Annotated in this window: 18 protein-coding genes; 13 read left to right on the forward strand and 5 right to left on the reverse strand. The window is 64.3% G+C overall.

The annotated features are described in order from the left end of the window. The first annotated feature begins 39 nt into the window (after positions 1-39). From FJ951_RS14750 to FJ951_RS14760, 3 genes are read left to right on the forward strand one after another with little or no spacing between them, the layout of a single operon-like run. Entirely contained in the window at positions 40-1422 is a 1383-nt protein-coding gene (locus tag FJ951_RS14750) for a pitrilysin family protein (protein ID WP_140515552.1), read from the forward strand. Positions 1423-1424: 2 nt separating this feature from the next. Further along, complete coding sequence (locus FJ951_RS14755; RefSeq protein WP_181167395.1) at positions 1425-2801, forward strand: pitrilysin family protein; 1377 nt, start codon at positions 1425-1427, stop codon at positions 2799-2801. Beyond that, on the forward strand, positions 2798-3667 hold the full coding sequence (locus FJ951_RS14760; RefSeq protein WP_140494217.1) for a patatin-like phospholipase family protein: 870 nt from the start codon (positions 2798-2800) through the stop codon (positions 3665-3667). The genes FJ951_RS14755 and FJ951_RS14760 overlap by 4 nt, the downstream gene beginning before the upstream one ends. A gap of 97 nt (positions 3668-3764) precedes the next feature. Here the strand turns inward: FJ951_RS14760 and FJ951_RS14765 are convergent, their stop codons facing one another. Then, positions 3765-4307, reverse strand: a complete 543-nt coding sequence (locus FJ951_RS14765; RefSeq protein WP_140515556.1) for a dihydrofolate reductase family protein — start codon at positions 4305-4307, stop codon at positions 3765-3767. Positions 4308-4478: 171 nt separating this feature from the next. Between FJ951_RS14765 and FJ951_RS14770 the strand changes: the two genes are divergently transcribed. Next, positions 4479-5378: an HNH endonuclease gene (locus FJ951_RS14770; protein WP_140515558.1), complete on the forward strand. Its 900-nt coding sequence runs from the start codon at positions 4479-4481 to the stop codon at positions 5376-5378. Positions 5379-5415: 37 nt separating this feature from the next. Here FJ951_RS14770 and efp read toward each other — a convergent pair whose 3' ends face one another. Then, complete coding sequence (gene efp, locus FJ951_RS14775) at positions 5416-5985, reverse strand: elongation factor P (protein ID WP_140494213.1); 570 nt, start codon at positions 5983-5985, stop codon at positions 5416-5418. Between the two features lie 123 nt (positions 5986-6108). Between efp and epmA the strand changes: the two genes are divergently transcribed. Continuing rightward, a complete protein-coding gene (gene epmA, locus FJ951_RS14780; protein WP_140515560.1) occupies positions 6109-7155 on the forward strand; it encodes an EF-P lysine aminoacylase EpmA in 1047 nt (348 codons plus the stop codon). 26 nt (positions 7156-7181) lie between these two features. Here the strand turns inward: epmA and FJ951_RS14785 are convergent, their stop codons facing one another. After that, entirely contained in the window at positions 7182-7598 is a 417-nt protein-coding gene (locus FJ951_RS14785) for a VOC family protein (RefSeq protein ID WP_140494209.1), read from the reverse strand. A 157-nt stretch (positions 7599-7755) separates the two neighbouring features. Between FJ951_RS14785 and FJ951_RS14790 the strand changes: the two genes are divergently transcribed. The 6 genes from FJ951_RS14790 (at position 7756) to lpxK (ending at position 13354) form a co-directional block, all read left to right on the forward strand. Continuing rightward, positions 7756-9099, forward strand: coding sequence for a TldD/PmbA family protein (locus FJ951_RS14790; RefSeq protein WP_140515562.1), 1344 nt, complete (start codon positions 7756-7758; stop codon positions 9097-9099). Then, complete coding sequence (locus tag FJ951_RS14795) at positions 9086-9889, forward strand: 3'(2'),5'-bisphosphate nucleotidase CysQ (RefSeq protein WP_140515564.1); 804 nt, start codon at positions 9086-9088, stop codon at positions 9887-9889. The genes FJ951_RS14790 and FJ951_RS14795 overlap by 14 nt, the downstream gene beginning before the upstream one ends. Before the next feature lie 76 nt (positions 9890-9965). Beyond that, complete coding sequence (locus FJ951_RS14800; RefSeq protein WP_140494203.1) at positions 9966-10211, forward strand: DUF4170 domain-containing protein; 246 nt, start codon at positions 9966-9968, stop codon at positions 10209-10211. A gap of 5 nt (positions 10212-10216) precedes the next feature. After that, positions 10217-11008 (forward strand): lysophospholipid acyltransferase family protein, encoded by a 792-nt coding sequence (locus tag FJ951_RS14805; protein ID WP_140494201.1) that lies wholly within the window; start codon positions 10217-10219, stop codon positions 11006-11008. Continuing rightward, the gene (gene waaA / locus FJ951_RS14810) at positions 11005-12321 is read left to right on the forward strand and encodes a lipid IV(A) 3-deoxy-D-manno-octulosonic acid transferase (RefSeq protein WP_140494199.1); all 1317 of its coding nucleotides are present in this window, start codon (positions 11005-11007) and stop codon (positions 12319-12321) included. Before FJ951_RS14805 ends, waaA begins: the two co-directional genes overlap by 4 nt. Position 12322: 1 nt before the next feature. Further along, entirely contained in the window at positions 12323-13354 is a 1032-nt protein-coding gene (lpxK, locus tag FJ951_RS14815; RefSeq protein ID WP_140515566.1) for a tetraacyldisaccharide 4'-kinase, read from the forward strand. A gap of 92 nt (positions 13355-13446) precedes the next feature. Here lpxK and FJ951_RS14820 read toward each other — a convergent pair whose 3' ends face one another. Continuing rightward, entirely contained in the window at positions 13447-13680 is a 234-nt protein-coding gene (locus FJ951_RS14820) for a DUF2093 domain-containing protein (RefSeq protein ID WP_140494196.1), read from the reverse strand. A gap of 157 nt (positions 13681-13837) precedes the next feature. Here FJ951_RS14820 and FJ951_RS14825 point away from each other — a divergent pair, with 157 nt between their 5' ends. Further along, positions 13838-14395, forward strand: a complete 558-nt coding sequence (locus tag FJ951_RS14825) for a hypothetical protein (RefSeq protein WP_140515568.1) — start codon at positions 13838-13840, stop codon at positions 14393-14395. Positions 14396-14511: 116 nt separating this feature from the next. Here FJ951_RS14825 and FJ951_RS14830 read toward each other — a convergent pair whose 3' ends face one another. Beyond that, a complete protein-coding gene (locus FJ951_RS14830; RefSeq protein ID WP_140494194.1) occupies positions 14512-15438 on the reverse strand; it encodes a LysR substrate-binding domain-containing protein in 927 nt (308 codons plus the stop codon). 93 nt (positions 15439-15531) lie between these two features. On the opposite strand from FJ951_RS14830, the gene FJ951_RS14835 reads away from it, so the two are divergent. Next, entirely contained in the window at positions 15532-16425 is an 894-nt protein-coding gene (locus FJ951_RS14835) for an EamA family transporter (protein WP_140494193.1), read from the forward strand. Positions 16426-16445 lie beyond the last annotated feature (20 nt).

A 16445-nucleotide genomic window follows, 5' to 3' on the forward strand; every position in this document is an offset into this window, starting at 1 on the left:
TCGCCGCCTATCGTCCGTCATGAGAAACCGGAGCCATTGATGACATTTCAGGCTGAATGGCTGCGCAAGACGCTCTTGGCCACATCGCTGGCTTTGGTCATTGCCGGACTGGCCCCGGCGACCTTCGCCGCCGACAAGCGGCCGGCCGAGTTCAAGGTAACGGATTTTCTGCTCGACAATGGCATGGAAGTGGTCGTCATTCCCGACCATCGCTCACCGATCGTCACCCATATGGTGTGGTATAAGGTGGGCAGCGCCGACGAGCCGCCAGGCAAATCCGGCATCGCCCATTTCTTCGAGCATCTGATGTTCAAGGCGACGGCCAATCACGCCGCCGGCGAGTTCGACCGCGCCGTCTCCGACATAGGCGGCTCCAACAATGCCTTCACCTCCTACGACTACACCGCCTTCCACGAGACGGTGGCGCCGTCGGCGCTCGAGCTGATGATGAGCTTCGAGGCCGACCGCATGCGCAACCTCATCCTCACCGACGATGTCATCAAGACCGAGCGCGACGTCATCCTGGAGGAGCGCCGTTCGCGCATCGACAACAGTCCCGAGGCGGTGCTCGAAGAGGAACTCGACGCCACGCTGTGGCAGAACCAGCCCTACCGAATTCCGGTCATTGGCTGGATGCAGGAGATGGAGCAGTTGAACCGCACCGACGCCATCGCCTTCTACAACAAATACTACCAGCCCAACAACGCGGTGCTGATCGTGGCCGGTGACGTCGAGCCCGACACGGTCAAGGCTCTGGCCGAGAAAACCTACGGCAAGATCGCGCGCGGGCCCGACCTGCCGCCGCGCGTCCGCCCGGTCGAGCCGGAGCAGAATACCAGGCGCACGGTGACGCTGTCCGACGCCCGCGTCAGCGTGCCGAATTTCTCCACCCAATGGGTGGTGCCATCCTACCACACGGCCGAGCCCGGCGAAGCCGAGGCGCTCGACCTGCTGGCGGAAATACTGGGCGGCGGCAACCGCAGCCGGCTGTATCAGGCGCTGGTGGTCAGGCAAGGCATCGCTTCCAACGCCGGGGCCTATTTCCAGGGCACCATGCTGGACGACACCAACTTCACCGTCTATGGCACGCCGCGCGGCGACGCCAGGCTCGTCGATGTCGAGGCGGCCGTCGACGCGGAGGTCGTGCGCATCGCCAGGGAAGGCGTCACCGTCAAGGAGCTGGACAAGGCCAAGGACCGCTATGTCCGCTCGATGGTTTTCGCCCGCGACAAACAGGATTCGATGGCCAATATCTATGGCGCCGAGCTTGCCACCGGCGGCAATGTGCAGGACATCGAGCAATGGCCGGAGCGCATCCGCAACATCACTCCCGGCGAGATCAAGGCCGTCGCCGCGCGCTATCTGGTGCTGGCCCGGTCGACGACCGGCTATCTCTTGCCGCAGCAACAGGCGGGGAATTGATGATGAAGAGCGAGCAACACGGCTCTTTCCCGTCTCCCAAACGGGGAGAAGGGAGGGCACGCGCAGCGCTTGTCACTTTGCTCCTTTCCATCTTCTTCCTGGTCCTGCCGGCGCTTGCCGCCCGCGCCATGGACATCCAGCAGGTCACCTCGCCCAAGGGCGTCACCGCCTGGCTGGTCGAAGACTATTCGGTGCCGATGGTGGCCATCCGTTTCGTCTTTGGGGGCGGCTCGACGCAGGATCCGCCGGGCAAGGAAGGGCTGGCCAATCTGATGACCGGTCTGTTCGACGAAGGCGCAGGCCCTCTGGACAGCGACGCCTTCCAGGTGAAGCTCGACGACGCCGGCGCCGAGATGAGCTTCGAGGAGACCCGCGACGGCATCTACGGTTCCATGCGCATGTTGGCCGAGCAGCGCGACGAGGCGTTCGACCTGCTGCGGCTGGCGGTCAACGAGCCGCGTTTCGACCAGGCGCCGATCGATCGCATCGGCGCTCAGATCCTGTCCGGCATCATCGCCGGAGAGAACGACCCCGACACGATCGCGCAGGACAGATGGGCGCGCGCGCTCTATGGCGATCATCCTTATTCGCGCTCCGATCAGGGCACCAGGCAGAGCATCGCCGCCATCACGCGGGACGATCTGAAGGCGCTGCACAAGGCGGTCTTCGCGCGGAGCGGGCTGCATGTCGCGGTGGTCGGCGCCATCGACCCGGAAACGCTGAAGAAGAAACTGGACATGGTGTTCGGCGGGCTGCCGCAGAACCAGGCGCTCGCGCCGGTTGCCGACGTCGAGCCGAATCTGGCGCGGCATATCGAGGTCGACTACGACCTGCCGCAGACCTCGCTTCAGCTTGCCTGGCCTGGCGTGAAGCGCAAGGCGGCGGATTTCTTCCCTGCGGTTCTGATGAACGAGATTCTCGGCGGCGGCACCTTCACCTCGCGCCTGTTCCAGGAGGTGCGCGAGAAGCGCGGGCTGGCCTACAGCGTCAATTCCTCGCTGATCAACCAGGACCATGCCGACGCTCTGATCGTCACCACCGGCACACGATCGGACCGGGCCGCCGAAACCCTTGGCATCGTGCGGGACGTGGTCAAGCGGCTTGCCGAGGACGGCCCGACCGACGCGGAACTGGCGGCGACCAAGAAATACATGATCGGCGCCTACGCCATCAACAACCTGGATTCCTCCAGCGCCATCGCCGCGACCCTGGTCGAGCTGCAGCTCGACGACCTCGGCGTCGATTACATTCAGCGCCGCACCGGCCTCATCAACGCGGTGACACTCGACCAGGTCAAGGCCGCGGCGAAGAAGCTTTTGTCGGCCGAGCCGACCATCATGGTCGTCGGACCGCCCTTGGCCGGAGCCAATAAGGGATGAGCCTCACCTTCGGCATCGCCTTTGGCGGCGGCGGCGCGCGCGGTCTGGCGCACATCCATGTCATCGAGGCGCTGGACGAACTGGGCATCAGGCCGGTCGCAATCGCCGGCTCGTCGATCGGCGCCATCATGGGCGCCGGCATGGCCTCCGGCATGACCGGCAAGGACATCCACGATTATGCCCGCTCGATCCTCGGCCGTCGCGCCGAGGTGGCGAGCCGCATGTGGCGGGCGCGGCCCGGCACCATCGCCGAGGCCATGCAGGCCGGCATCCGCGTCAGCCAGTTCAATGTCGAACGCATCCTCAAGGCATTCCTGCCCGAAGCCATTCCCGAAACCTTCGCCGAGCTGAAAATCCCGCTGAAGGTGACGGCGACGGACTATTTCGGCCACAAGCTGGCCGTGTTCGCCGAAGGCGACCTGCATTCGGCGCTCGCGGCGTCAGCGGCCATTCCTGCCGTGTTCCGCCCGGTGATGCGCGACGGCCGGCTGCTGATCGATGGCGGCATCTACAACCCCGTGCCCTTCGACCTTATCGAGGATGATGCCGACATCATCATCGGCGTCGACGTGGTCGGCGCGCCGGAAGAGGCCGACCACAGGCGGCCGACCTCCGTCGACCTGATGTTCGGCGCCACTCAATTGATGATGCAGTCGATCATCGCCAACAAGCTGAAGCAGTGCCAGCCCGACATCCTGATCCGCCCGGCGGTGTCCAAATACCGCGTGCTCGACTTCCTCAAGATCGAGGTCCTGATGACCGAGACGGCGGATATCAAGGACCAGCTGAAGCGCGAGGTGGAGAGGGTTGTGGAGGCTAGGGAAAGTGCTGCTGTCGAGCAAAGACGGGGAAAGCAGACCGGGTGACGCGAGGTCCACACGTTGCCTCACGTCACCGCTATAGTTTTGATCCCGAAAGCCAGGCGCCCTCCAGTCCTCTCTGGAAGAAGGGCACTCTAACCGATTACGATTTCGCCAGCACCGGCGCATACTCCAGCGCCACCACCCCATTGCTGAATGGCTTGGCGGAAATCAACTCAAACGACACCGGATCGCCGGCCGGAAACAGCTTTTTGCCTTGGCCAACGGTGCCGGGGTAGCTCAGCAGCCTGACGCGGTCGACCAGACCATGGCGCAACAGTTCCTGCGCGACGCTGAGGCTGCCATGCACATAGATGTTGCCGCCGCTACCTAGCTTCAGTGTCCTGACCGCCTCCGGCAGCGGCCCCCTGAGCAGCTCGGCCGGTTTCCAGTCGAGCACCTTCAAACTGCTGGACGCGACGTATTTCGGCAGCGCGTTGAACCGGTCGGCGAAGTCTCCGGTTTCGCTCGGCCACGAGCCGGCGAAAATCTCGTAGGTTGTGCGTCCCAAAAGCATGGCGCCGCTGTCAGCCAGCTCGTCCTCCTTGAACCTGTTCATCTCGTCGTTCCAGGTCACGCCAGGCAGTTTCTCGACTTCGGCGATGCCATCGACGCTGATGAATTCGGTGACGATAAGCTTTCTCATTGGCGTTCTCCTTCTTCACCCAAAGGACGAACTGCGCGAGCCATTTGCGACAGCTCTGTAAAAATCCGGGGAAGTTTATCGGAGAGGGGAGTTTCTCAAGGTAGAGTAAGCTCCCAAGATCGAGTTTTGGTGCTACATCTCCACGGATATCCCCCAAGCTGCAGGAAGATAATGGGATTCGGGGTCTTCATTCACCGGTCAGATTCGATCTACGATGACAGTCCCGCTGAGCGATATCAGTTTCCTAGCCAGTATCTGCGTCGTGTGGAAGCATGCGTCGGTGACTGGATCATCTACTACGAACCTAGCAAAGTAGACGATACCCGTGGCTATTTCGCCGTAGCCAAGGTCCAGCAGGTTCTCCCAGATCCAGTAGCGCCTGGTATGTATCTGGCTCTGATTGAGCCGGGAACCTACCTCGATTTGGCCACTCCTGTTCCCTTCAATGGGACGGATGGTCTCGTTGAACGCGGCCTGCTTAACGACCAAGGAAGGATTTCTGGTCGCGCCCAATCGGCCGTCCGACCAATCAGTCCAAGCGACTTCAATCGCATTATCGATCTGGGCTTTGACGACCATGAGCCGTTGCTGCCACGTGTGGATCAGATCGGCATTTCATCCGGGTTTCAGGACGAAAAGGCTCCATTCCAGTTCGAGGAGGGCCGTAGTCGTGTAAGCTATATCGGATCGCGAATTGTGCGGGATCGCATTTTTCGTCGCGTTGTCTTGCGCGCCTATGACGAGCGTTGCGCGATCTCAGGTCTCAAGTTGATAAATGGCGGCGGCCGGGCGGAAGTTTCTGCCGCCCACATTCGACCGGTTGAAAAGAACGGACCCGACATCGTCAACAATGGCATCGCGCTATCCGGCACAGCGCATTGGATGTTCGATCGCGGATTGATCAGCCTGTCCGATGATCTGGAAATACTGGTATCAAGGCAGGTTAACGACCTGGAGAGTGTGCAGGGATTCATAAACAGGAGCCGCCGCGCGCTTCCACCCCGTCGGCAGGTCGAGCGCCCACATCCTCGCTTCCTGCAATGGCATCGCGAACACTGTTTCAAACAGTGAGGCGGCGCTGGCTTCCGGGTAGACGTAAGAGTTCGCCTCAGTCCTTCGCGCGCTCCACATAGGACCCATCGGCCGTCATCACCACCACGCGGGTGCCCGGCGCGATATGCGGCGGCACGGCGGTGCGCACGCCGTTGGAGAGCAGGGCGGGCTTGTAGGAAGAGGACGCCGTCTGGCCCTTGGTCGTGGGCTCGGTCTCGACCACTTCGAAGGTGGCCCGCTGCGGCAGCACCAGGGAGATGGCGATGCCGTTGAACTGCGAGACCTGAACCGGCATGCCTTCCTGCAAATAGGGGGCGGCATCGCCGACGACGGCTTCCGACACCGCCACCTGGTCGTAGGTCTCGGGGTTCATGAAGTGATAGCCTTCGCCGTCGGCGTAGAGGAAGGTGTGCTCGCGCTCCTCGACATAGGCGCGCTCCACCTGTTCGGTGGTGCGGTAGCGTTCCGAAACCTTCACCCCGTCGCCGATGCGGCGCATGTCGAGCTGCGTCACGGGCGTGCCCTTGCCTGGGTGGATGTTTTCGGCAAAGAGGATCACATAAAGCTTGCCGTCCTTGTCGACGACATTGCCTTTGCGGAGCGAACTGGCGATGACTTTCACCACGGTTTTTTATCCTGCGAGAGTTGACGGGTCTTTGCCGGCTTGTGCGGCTTTGGATGGGGGCCTAGCGCATCTCGGCGCGAACCGCCAGCCCCCAACGCGAACCAGCGCGCCTTCAAACCGCCCATGACCGCCGCTTCGCCCTGGTGGACGCCGCATGTGCATGCCGATCGCCGTTCGCGCCTGATGCTGCGCAACGGCCTTGCCGCCGCCTTGCGCGACTGGTTCGCCCGTCGCGATTTCATCGAGGTGCAGGCATCGGCCCTGCAGATATCGCCCGGCAACGAGGCGCATCTGGCGGCCTTCGCAACCGAGGCGGTCGCGCCGGACGGGCAGCGCAAGCCGCTCTATCTGCACACGTCGCCGGAATTCGCCTGCAAGAAGCTGCTCGCTGCCGGCGAGACCAGGATCTTCAGCTTCGGCCCGGTCTATCGCAACCGCGAGCGTGGCCCTTTGCACCATCCCGAATTCACCATGCTCGAATGGTACAGGGTCGGCGAAACCTATGAGAGCCTGATGCGGGATTGCGCGGATCTGCTGGCGCTGGCCGCGACAAGGGCAGGGGCCACGCGCTTCAGCTTTCGCGGCCGCGACTGCGATCCTTTCGCGGAGCCGGAGCGGCTGACGGTGGCGGACGCCTTCGCGCGCCATGCCGGGATCGATCTGCTTGCGACGGTCAGCGCCGACGGCATCACCGACCGCGATTCGCTCCATCAGGCCCTGACCGGTGCCGGCCTGCGTACCGCGCCCGACGACGGCTGGGCCGACCTGTTCAGCCGGGTGATGGTGGAGAAGATCGAGCCCAATCTCGGTATCGGCCGCGCGACCATCCTTTGCGAGTACCCGGTCGCCGAGGCGGCTCTGGCGCGACCGAGCCCACGCGACCCCCGCGTCGCCGAGCGCTTCGAGCTCTATTGCTGCGGCGTCGAACTTGCCAACGGCTTCGGCGAGTTGACGGACGCCGAGGAGCAGCGCCGGCGCTTCATCATGGAAATGGACGAGAAAGAGCGCGTCTATGGCGAGCGCTATCCGCTGGACGAGGATTTTCTCGCGGCACTCGCGGTCATGCCACAGGCCAGCGGCATCGCGCTCGGCTTCGACAGGCTGGCGATGCTGGCCACCGGCGCGCAAAAGATCGAGGATGTGATCTGGACGCCTGTTGCCGGGTCCTGAGTCCGCGCGCCACGGCTTGCACCATGTCAATGCGCGAAAATCTGCTCCAGCGAACGAAAGCCCTTGAATTCCAGCGCGTTGCCCGAGGGATCGCGGATGAACAGCGTCGCCTGTTCGCCGGGCTCTCCCTTGAAGCGGATCATCGGCCGCTCCAGCCAGTCTATGTCGGCGCGTGCTTCCAGCCGCGCGGCAAGCCGCTGCCAGTCATCCATCAAAAGCACGGCGCCGAAATGCGGGATCGGCACCGCCATGCCGTCGACCTTGCCGTCGCTGGCAGCCGGCGCGGCCGGTGGCCGCAGATGCGCCGACATCTGGTGGCCGAACAGGTCGAAATCGACCCAGGTCTCCGAAGAGCGGCCGATGGCGCAACCCAGCACCTCGCCATAGAAAGCGCGTGTTTCATCGAGATCACGGACCGGGAAGGCAAGATGGAAAGGCGTCATTGGAAATGCTCCGTGCTGGCGATGCGGTGCCGCGCTTCGCGATGGGCGGCTGAACCGATGCATTTTGATTGAAGCTTGTGCCATTGCACAAGCCGGACCGGAACAATAGATGGGGGACGGCGGCTCTCGGGCCAGCCGCAACAGCAGGATCACGCGCATGAGCGATATATCGGACGCATCAAGATTGACCGACCGCGTCGCGGCCCTGGTCGAGGCTGCCAAAAAAGCTGGCGCCGATGCCGCGGATGCCGTCGCGGTGCGTGGCCGCTCGACCGGTGTGTCGGTGCGGCTGGGCAAGATCGAAAACACCGAGGCCTCGGAAGGCGACGACGTTTCGCTGCGTGTCTTTGTCGGCCAGCGGGTGGCAAGTGTTTCCGCGACTGCCGCGTCCGACCCGAAGGCGCTTGCCGAACGTGCCGTCGCCATGGCCAGGGTCTCTCCCGAAGATCCCAACCAGGGCCTCGCGGATCCGGCGCTGCTGGCCAGGCAGACGCGCGATCTCGACCTGTTCGATGCAACAGAAGTATCGGCCGACCAGTTGAAGGAAGCGGCACTGGCCGCGGAAGCGGCGGCTCTGGCCGTCAAAGGCGTGACCAATTCGGCGGGCAGCAATGCCAGCGCCGGGCTCGGAGGGCTGGTATTGGCCACCTCGCACGGCTTCCTCGGCCATTATGTCGCCTCGCGCTTCTCGCGCTCCACGAGCGTCATCGCCGGCGAGGGTACCGGCATGGAGCGCGATTATGAATTCTCCTCGCGCCAGCATTTTGCCGACCTGGATGCGCCGGAAGACATAGGCCGCAAGGCCGGGGAACGCGCCGTGCGCCGGCTCGGCGCGCGCAAGGCCGCGACCGGACCGGTCGACGTGGTGTTCGATCCGCGCGTGGCGCGCGGCATTGCCGGCCATCTCGCGGGCGCCATCAACGGCGCTGCCGTCGCGCGCAAGACGTCGTTCCTGCGCGACATGATGGGCAAAAAGGTGGCTGCATCGGCCATTACCGTCACCGACGAGCCGCTGAGGCGGCGCGGCCAGGCCTCGCGTCCGTTCGACGGCGAAGGCGTCGAAGGCGACAAGCTTTTGATGATCGAGAACGGTGTGCTCAACCACTGGTTCCTGTCGACCTCGGCGGCGCGGGAACTGGGTCTCGTTACCAATGGACGCGGTTCGCGCAGCGGCTCCTCCGTCTCGCCGTCTTCGACCAATCTTGCCATCGAGCCGGGCGAGCGCTCGCCGGAAGAACTGATCGCCTCGCTCAAGACGGGCTTCTACGTCACCGAGGTGTTCGGGCAAGGTGTCGACATGGTGACCGGCGAATACAGCCGCGGCGCTTCCGGGTTCTGGATCGACAACGGCCAGCTTGCCTACCCCGTCGCCGAAGTCACGATCGCCTCCAACCTGAAGACGATGTTCCTCAACATGGTGCCGGCAAGCGATCTCGATCGCAATTTCGGCACCGCCGCCCCCACGTTGCTGATCGAAGGCATGACCCTTGCCGGAGCATGATCTGACCACGACTGGCGCCACGGAGGATCTGCCGCTGCTGCGCGACGCTGCCCGCAAGGCCGGCGTCATCGCCATGCGTTACTTCGGGAACAGCCCGCAGGTCTGGATGAAAGGCGGCACGTCGCCGGTCAGCGAGGCCGATCACGCCGCCGATGCGTATTTGCGCCAGACCCTGCTTGCGGCGCGACCGGATTATGGCTGGCTGTCCGAGGAGACGGTCGACGATCCAGTGCGGCTTTCGGCGCGCCGAACCTTTGTCGTCGATCCGATCGACGGCACCCGCGGCTTCCTGGAAGGCCAGCGCACCTGGTGCGTCAGCGTCGCCGTCGTGGAGCATGGCCGTTCGCTTGCCGGCGTGCTCGAGTGTCCGGCGCTTAACGAGACTTACTGGGCGCTGCCTGGTCAGGGCGCCTTCCGTAACGGCAGGCGCATCGCGGTGCGCCAGCCCGGCGACAAGGCCGAAATTTCCGGATTGAAGCAGTTGCTCGACAGGATACCGGCCGGCTGGCAGGAACGGCTGAAGCGGGCGCCCTACAGCCCTTCGCTTGCCTATCGCCTGGCAATGATCGCCAACGGCACGCTCGATGCCACTTTCGTAAAGCCGAACGCGCACGACTGGGATATCGCCGCCGCCGACCTTATCCTGCGCGAGGCGGGCGGCCAGTTGCTCGACCCGCATGGCCGCGCGCCGCTCTATGCCGGCGAGGTGACCCGCCACGGCGCGCTCGCCGCCGGCAGCGGTGAACTGCTGGCGGTGCTCGTGAGCGTCATTGCCGGACTGGATGATTGAAAGCATTATCGAAGGTTCCAAAGTCGGCGGCTTTGGTCTAGACCTGTCACAAACTCACAATATGTGAAGGACCGAAATGGCCGCGGAAGACGGAAAGAAACAGCTTTTGCACCTGGTGTTCGGCGGCGAACTGAAGAAGCTTGGCGGCACCGAATTCCGCGATCTTGACGCGCTCGACATCGTCGGCATCTATCCCGACTATCAATCCGCCCATACGGCATGGAAAGCCAAGGCACAGGCCAGCGTCGACAATGCCCATATGCGTTATTTCGTCGTGCACCTGCATCGGCTCCTCGACCCCGACCACAAGGCCGTCGGTTGACTTCGATGGACAATGATCTGGCGAAAGCGCCGCCCGGCCAGGCAACGCCAACGGGCAGGGGCCGCAGCCGCGCCACCAAGGCCTTCTGGCGCAGGATCCGCAAGCCGCTGGCGCAGTCGCGATTCGTCAAGAACATCATTGTCAGCCTGCTGGCGCAGTTCGTCCGGCTTGTGCGCCTGACCAACCGCATCGTCGACGGCTCGGCGAAGTTGACCGGCGGTGCCTATGCCCAGTTCGAGCCCGGCATCATTGCGCTCTGGCACGGCCAGCATCTGTTGACGCCGGCCTACTACCCCAAGGGCAGGCCGTTGGTCGCCATGGTGTCGCGCAGTGCGGATGCCGAACTCAACGCCCTGATGATCGAGAAATTCGGCATTGAGGCCGTGCGCGGCTCCGGCGGGCGCGATAATGCCAAACATCTCGACAAGGGCGGCGCCAAGGCGCTGATCGCCCTGAAAAAGTCGCTCGTCGCCGGCAAGAACGTCGCCATGATCGCTGACATCCCCCATGGCACGCCGCGCGATGCGGGGCTTGGCATCGTTCTCCTGGCGCGGCTCTCCGGCCGGCCGATCCTGCCGGCGGCCATAGCCACCAGCCGCCGCAAGGTGCTGGAGAAGAGCTGGGACAAGACGACCATCAACCTGCCGTTCGGCCGCTCGTCCATCATCATCGGTACACCGGTTTTCGTGCCGGCCAATGCCGATGACGCCGAGATGGAGCGCAAGCGCCTCGAAGTGACGGCCTCGCTCAATGCCGCGACCGCCGAGGCCTACCGTCTCGTGGATGCCCCGCGATGAGCGGTCGCTGGGCGCGTACCATGCTGACGGCATATCGTTTGGCGGGCGCTGTCGCCTATCCGCTGGTCGGACCCTATGTTGCCTGGCGCACCTCGCGCGGCAAGGAAGACCGCAACCGCCGCCGCGAACGCTACGGCGTCGCCGGCCGGCCTCGCCCCGATGGGCCTGTTATCTGGATCCACGCCGCGAGCGTCGGCGAAACCATAGCTGTCGTTCCCCTGGTCGAGAGCATACTCGACTACGGCGTCAATATCGTGCTGACGACCGGCACCGTAACGTCGGCCAAGGTCGCCGACGAGAGATTGGGCGACCGCATCATCCACCAGTATGTGCCGCTCGACCTCAAGCCGGCGGTCAGCCGTTTCCTCGACCACTGGAAGCCGGATCTGGCGATCATCGCCGAATCGGAGATCTGGCCGATGACGATTCTCGAGCTTGGCGCCCGCCACGTGCCGCAGGTTCTGGTCAATGGCAGGCTGTCCGACCGCTCCTTCACGTCCTGGAAGAAGCGCCCCAACATCGCCGAGGCGCTGTTCGAGAACCTTGCCCATGTCGTTGCCCAGTCCGATGTCGACGGCGAGCGTTTCCGCGCGCTCGGCGCCCGGCCGGTAACCGTTTCCGGCAATCTCAAGGTCGACACCAACCCGCCGCCCGTCGACGAACGGGCGCTGGCCACCTTGCAGCGGCAGATTGGCGGCCGTCCGACCTGGGCGGCGATCTCGACCCATGACGGCGAGGAAGTTGTTGCCGCCGAGGTTCATGCGATGCTGCACAAGCGTCACCACGGCCTGCTGACGATCGTCGTCCCGCGCCATCCCGACCGCGCCGGGGCCCTGGCCGAGCAGATTTCCGGCATGGGCCTCAAGGTCGCGCGGCGCAGCAAGGCCGACAGGATCGGGCCCGACGTTGACATCTTGCTCGGCGATACGATCGGCGAGATGGGGCTCTATCTCAGGATGACCGAGATCGCCTTTGTCGGCCGTTCGCTCACCTCCGAAGGCGGCCAGAACCCGCTCGAGCCAGCGATGCTCGAGACGGCGGTCCTTGCCGGACGCAACGTGCAGAATTTCCGCGAGGCCTACCAGCGCCTGCTCGACAGCGGCGGCGCCAAGCTGGTGCGCGACCGCGACATGCTGGCCGGTGCGGTCAACTTCCTGCTCACCAACGAAGTCGCACGCCATGAGATGATGGCGGCCGGCGCCGCGACCGTCGATGAGATGCGCGGCGCGCTGGCGCGCACGCTGAAGTCGCTTGAGCCCTACATCCAGCCACTGGTCGTCAAGGCGCGCCTGAAGGGCGCGAACGGGCGCTAAAATGGCCTCCGAAGCACCGCCATTCTGGTGGGAGGAGCCGGACTGGCGCGTTTTCGCGCTGTCGCCGCTGTCGGCAGCCTATGCATTTGTCGCCGGACGTGGCATGCGGCGGGCCAGGCGCGAGAAGATCGAAGCGCCGGTTCTGTGCATCGGCAATTTCACCGTCGGCGGAACGGGCAAGACGCCGGTGGCGATCGCCATGGCCGAACACGCCAGGCGCATGCGGCTCAAACCCGGTTTCCTCTCGCGCGGCCATGGGGGCTCCTTCGCCGAGCCGCATGTCGTCGACATCAAACACGACAGCGCCAGGCATGTCGGTGACGAGCCGCTGCTGCTGGCCGAACACGCGCCCGTGGCAGTGACGCCGCACCGCGCTGCCGGAGCACGGCTGCTCATGGAAAACCATGGCTGCGATTTCCTGATTATGGATGACGGTTTCCAGAGCGCGCGCATCCATATCGACTATGCGCTGGTCGTCGTCGACGCGCGCTACGGCATTGGCAACGGCCGTGTCATCCCGGGCGGACCGCTCAGGGCCAGGGTCGTCGATCAGCTGGTCTTCACCAGCGGGTTGCTGAAGATGGGTGACGGCACCGCCGCCGACGCGGTGGTGCGCCAGGCGGCGCGCGCCGGCCGGCCGATCTTCGAGGCTCACACCGAGCCGAGCGGCAAGGAGCGCCTCGCCGGCAAACGTTATCTTGCCTTCGCCGGCATCGGCCACCCCGAGAAATTCTTCGACACGGTAGAGGAGGCCGGCGGCGAGGTGGCTTTGAAGCGGCCGTTTCCGGATCATCATTTCTACGCCGAGGATGAGCTTGCTGAACTGGCGGCCACCGCGCGCGCCGAAGGGCTCGGCCTCATCACCACCGCCAAGGATGCCGCCCGGCTGCGCCACGGCGCTTCGAAGGACTTTCTCGATCGTCTCGACGTGCTGGAAATCGACGCGGTCTTCGAACTCGACCACGTTCCCGAACGTATCATCGAGGAGACGCTCGATGCCTGGCGCCAGCGTAAGCTTAAGCTTAAGGGCTAAGGCGTTCAGCCTTCGATGGAATCGCCGACCCGCTCTGCTTCTTGGTTTTTACGCAACGGCGGACAGAAACGGCTGCGCATTCCGGGATTTGCTCAGCTTCGCTTGCGCAATTCCGGATGCGCCTCGATCTCGCGGCGCAATGAGGCCGCGGCGTTGATGTAGGGCTCCTGCCTCTCAACGCTCCAGTACTTCAGCTCGTCGAGCGGAATGCTTTCGCCGGTCACCGCGCAGCGCACGAACGCGCCCGGGCTCGTCACCTGGAAGTCGCCGTCGAGATAGCGAATACGGGCTTCCTTGCCGCCGGGGCCTTCGAAACGGTTCATCATGCTTTGGTGCCGAGCTTCATGCCGAGTTCATCGCCACAAATTGCCGGCAAGGTCAAGCATGGGACAAGCTCGAGGCAATGCTGATATCCTATTTGATGAGCCGAAGGGTACCATTGGTGGGGACATGATAGACATTTCTTCCGCTCGGCTGGCTTCCTTGCTCAAGGAGGCGATGACGCCGCAGGCGGTGCCGTCGGCGAAACCCGATGCGCTCAAGGCAGCGCTGGTCAAGATGGCCATGCAACCGCCGCTGCCGGCCTTGCGCCCGCAACCGCCCTTGGAAGCGCTGGCGGCCCTGCCGCCCGCGTCGGCCGAGACGTCGCAGCAATTGGCCGCACCGCAGATCGTACGGGCCTATCAGGCGGCGATGGAGCCGGATATGGACACCGCCGGAAAGGCCGTTTCCGAGATTGCGGCGCGCAAGCAGACGTCGCCAGGCGACGAGGCTCAGCGCGGCGTGCCAGTGGCCGTCACAAGAGCCGAAGACGGCGGCGCTGCACGGCCCGCGCCGCTCTCGTGGCCGGCGTTCGTCTCGCCCCGGGTATCCGTCGTGCAAAAGGCGTCAGCCGACAATGTGGTGCCGGGGTGCATGAGCGGCCAACCAAAGGGAGCCGCACCGGGGAATCGCGAACAAGGCGCGGTCGGCATCGGCCCCATCGCAACGGGCCTGCTGGTTGCCGCGCTCATTGCATTTGTCTGGTTGGCCATTCGCTAAAGCAAGTGTGTACGGTTTTCCCGGGAAAAGCGCGTAGCGCTTTCCCTATGGAATTGCGCAAAACAAAGACATAGAGCGGTTCGCCGTTTCCGTGAAACGGTGAACTGCTCTGAAACCTACGTGTCGGCTTCGATGAAGTGTTCGATCTTTTCCGCCGACACACCGGCCTGCGCCGCGATGCGGCGCGACAGGTCGGCGGCAGCGGCGCGGGGCCTTCCGGCGGGACGATCGAGCCAGTAGGAAACGGGATTGAGCACAACGCGATCGTCGACGGCCACGACGCGCCCCGACCGTATCTGGTGTTCGGTGAGCGGCGGACGCGCCAGGGCGATGCCCAGGCCGTGTGCGGCGGCATCGAGCACCAGATTGTAGTCTTCGAAGCGTCGGTCCTGCGGGCGCGGCCGGTAATCCATGTCCTGCGCGGCGAACCATGCGCGCCAGCCGGATGCGTCGGAATCGTTGATCAGCGGGAATTTGAGCAGCCGGGCCGGGTCGCCGCAGCCGATCTCCGGCGCGAGGCTCGGCGAGGCGATCGGAAACAGATACTCCTCGAACAACTGCATCGAAACGCGGCCCGGGATGCGGCCGCGTCCGCAGCGCACCGACAGATCGATGCCTTCGTCGGCGAGATCGGCCTGGCGGTTGTCGACATCCAGCACGATGCGCAGGCGGGTGGGATCATTCTCAAGCGCCGCCATGCGTGGCATCAGCCACAAGCCGCTCACCGAAGGGATCGAAGCCAGCCGCACCACTGCGGTGCCGCGCGGTTCAACCCAACGGTCCGAATTGACCGAGATCAACGCGAAGGCTTCTGTGGTCCTGAGATGCAGGCGATTGCCTTCGTTCGTCAGCGTCACGCCGCGCGCCCCGCGTTCGAAAACCTTCAGGCCAAGCCAGTCCTCCAGCTTGGCGATCTGCCGGCTGACAGCGCCATGGGTAAGGTGGAGCCTCTGCGCGGCTGCCGAAAAACTCCCCGTGCGTGCCGCTGCATCGAAGGCGCGCAGTGTCTCGAGCGGCAAGATGCCGTCTAAGCTGTGATCCATAGTCACAGCTGACCCTCGATTTGGTCGTTTGTCAATTGGTCCGAAAAAGCGTTTTCTCCCCATCGAGAGGCGAAAGAACGGGAGGACGATGAGATGAGGGCGATGACGAGCACGTTGAATCCAGCACAGCGGATGGACACCACCGCGGCCGTAGCGGTGGCGCTGACGGTGATTGGCTGGGCCTCGGCCTTTCCGGCGATCCGGGCTGGCCTCGCCGCGTTCGGGCCGCTCGAACTCGGCGCCCTGCGCTTTGCCATCGCCGCGGTACCTGCGGCGATCTTCCTTGCTGTCAGGCGGCCGACGCTGCCGCACATAGGCGAGTTGTGGCGCCTTGCCTTTGGCGGCGCCGTTTTCGTCGCGCTCTACACCGCCATGCTCAATTTCGGGGAACTGACGGTTTCGGCCGGCGCTGCCGGCTTCATCATCAATGTCAGCCCGATCTTCACCGCCATCATGGCGATGGCGCTGCTCGGCGAACGATTCTCGACGATGGCCTGGGTCGGCACCGCCATTTCCTTCAGCGGCATCGGCATTATCGCCATGGCCGACGGACAGGGCCTGCATTTCGACACGGGTGCGCTTCTGGTGCTGGGATCGGCGCTCTGTTCGGCCGTCAACACCATCGTGCAGAAGCCGCTGTTCGCCCGTCACCATCCACTGACCATCGCGGCCTCGAACATGGTGCTCGGCGCGCTCTGCCTGGCGCCCTTCCTGCCGGCAGCTTTCTCGCAGGCGGCGGTCGCCGATATGGCGGGGCTGGGCGCTGTCATCTATCTCGGCGTCGTGCCGAGCCTGATCGCCTATGCCGCCTGGGCGACGGCGCTTTCGCGCTTGCCTGCGGCGCGTGCCTCGAACTTCCTTTATCTGGTCTCTCCCATGTCCGCCCTGATCGGCTTCTTCTGGCTGGGCGAAGTCCCGACGCTGCTCGGCCTGCTTGGCGGCGCGCTGGCGCTAGGGGGCGTCATCGTAGTGAATTTGAAGCGATAAATCAGAGAGTTGCGGCTGTT

Origin of the sequence: Mesorhizobium sp. B2-2-3, assembly GCF_006442405.1 — a bacterium.
GTDB lineage: Bacteria > Pseudomonadota > Alphaproteobacteria > Rhizobiales > Rhizobiaceae > Mesorhizobium.

Coding starts and splice junctions, on each gene's coding strand:
- FJ951_RS14805 (WP_140494201.1), top strand. CDS start 10,217: ATGGACAATGATCTGGCGAAAGCGCCGCCCGGCCAGGCAACGCCAACG.
- FJ951_RS14760 (WP_140494217.1), top strand. CDS start 2,798: ATGAGCCTCACCTTCGGCATCGCCTTTGGCGGCGGCGGCGCGCGCGGT.
- FJ951_RS14770 (WP_140515558.1), top strand. CDS start 4,479: ATGGGATTCGGGGTCTTCATTCACCGGTCAGATTCGATCTACGATGAC.
- FJ951_RS14765 (WP_140515556.1), bottom strand. CDS start 4,307: ATGAGAAAGCTTATCGTCACCGAATTCATCAGCGTCGATGGCATCGCC.
- FJ951_RS14830 (WP_140494194.1), bottom strand. CDS start 15,438: ATGGATCACAGCTTAGACGGCATCTTGCCGCTCGAGACACTGCGCGCC.
- waaA (WP_140494199.1), top strand. CDS start 11,005: ATGAGCGGTCGCTGGGCGCGTACCATGCTGACGGCATATCGTTTGGCG.
- FJ951_RS14835 (WP_140494193.1), top strand. CDS start 15,532: ATGAGGGCGATGACGAGCACGTTGAATCCAGCACAGCGGATGGACACC.
- FJ951_RS14790 (WP_140515562.1), top strand. CDS start 7,756: ATGAGCGATATATCGGACGCATCAAGATTGACCGACCGCGTCGCGGCC.
- FJ951_RS14800 (WP_140494203.1), top strand. CDS start 9,966: ATGGCCGCGGAAGACGGAAAGAAACAGCTTTTGCACCTGGTGTTCGGC.
- epmA (WP_140515560.1), top strand. CDS start 6,109: ATGACCGCCGCTTCGCCCTGGTGGACGCCGCATGTGCATGCCGATCGC.
- FJ951_RS14820 (WP_140494196.1), bottom strand. CDS start 13,680: ATGATGAACCGTTTCGAAGGCCCCGGCGGCAAGGAAGCCCGTATTCGC.
- lpxK (WP_140515566.1), top strand. CDS start 12,323: ATGGCCTCCGAAGCACCGCCATTCTGGTGGGAGGAGCCGGACTGGCGC.
- FJ951_RS14755 (WP_181167395.1), top strand. CDS start 1,425: ATGAAGAGCGAGCAACACGGCTCTTTCCCGTCTCCCAAACGGGGAGAA.
- FJ951_RS14785 (WP_140494209.1), bottom strand. CDS start 7,598: ATGACGCCTTTCCATCTTGCCTTCCCGGTCCGTGATCTCGATGAAACA.
- FJ951_RS14750 (WP_140515552.1), top strand. CDS start 40: ATGACATTTCAGGCTGAATGGCTGCGCAAGACGCTCTTGGCCACATCG.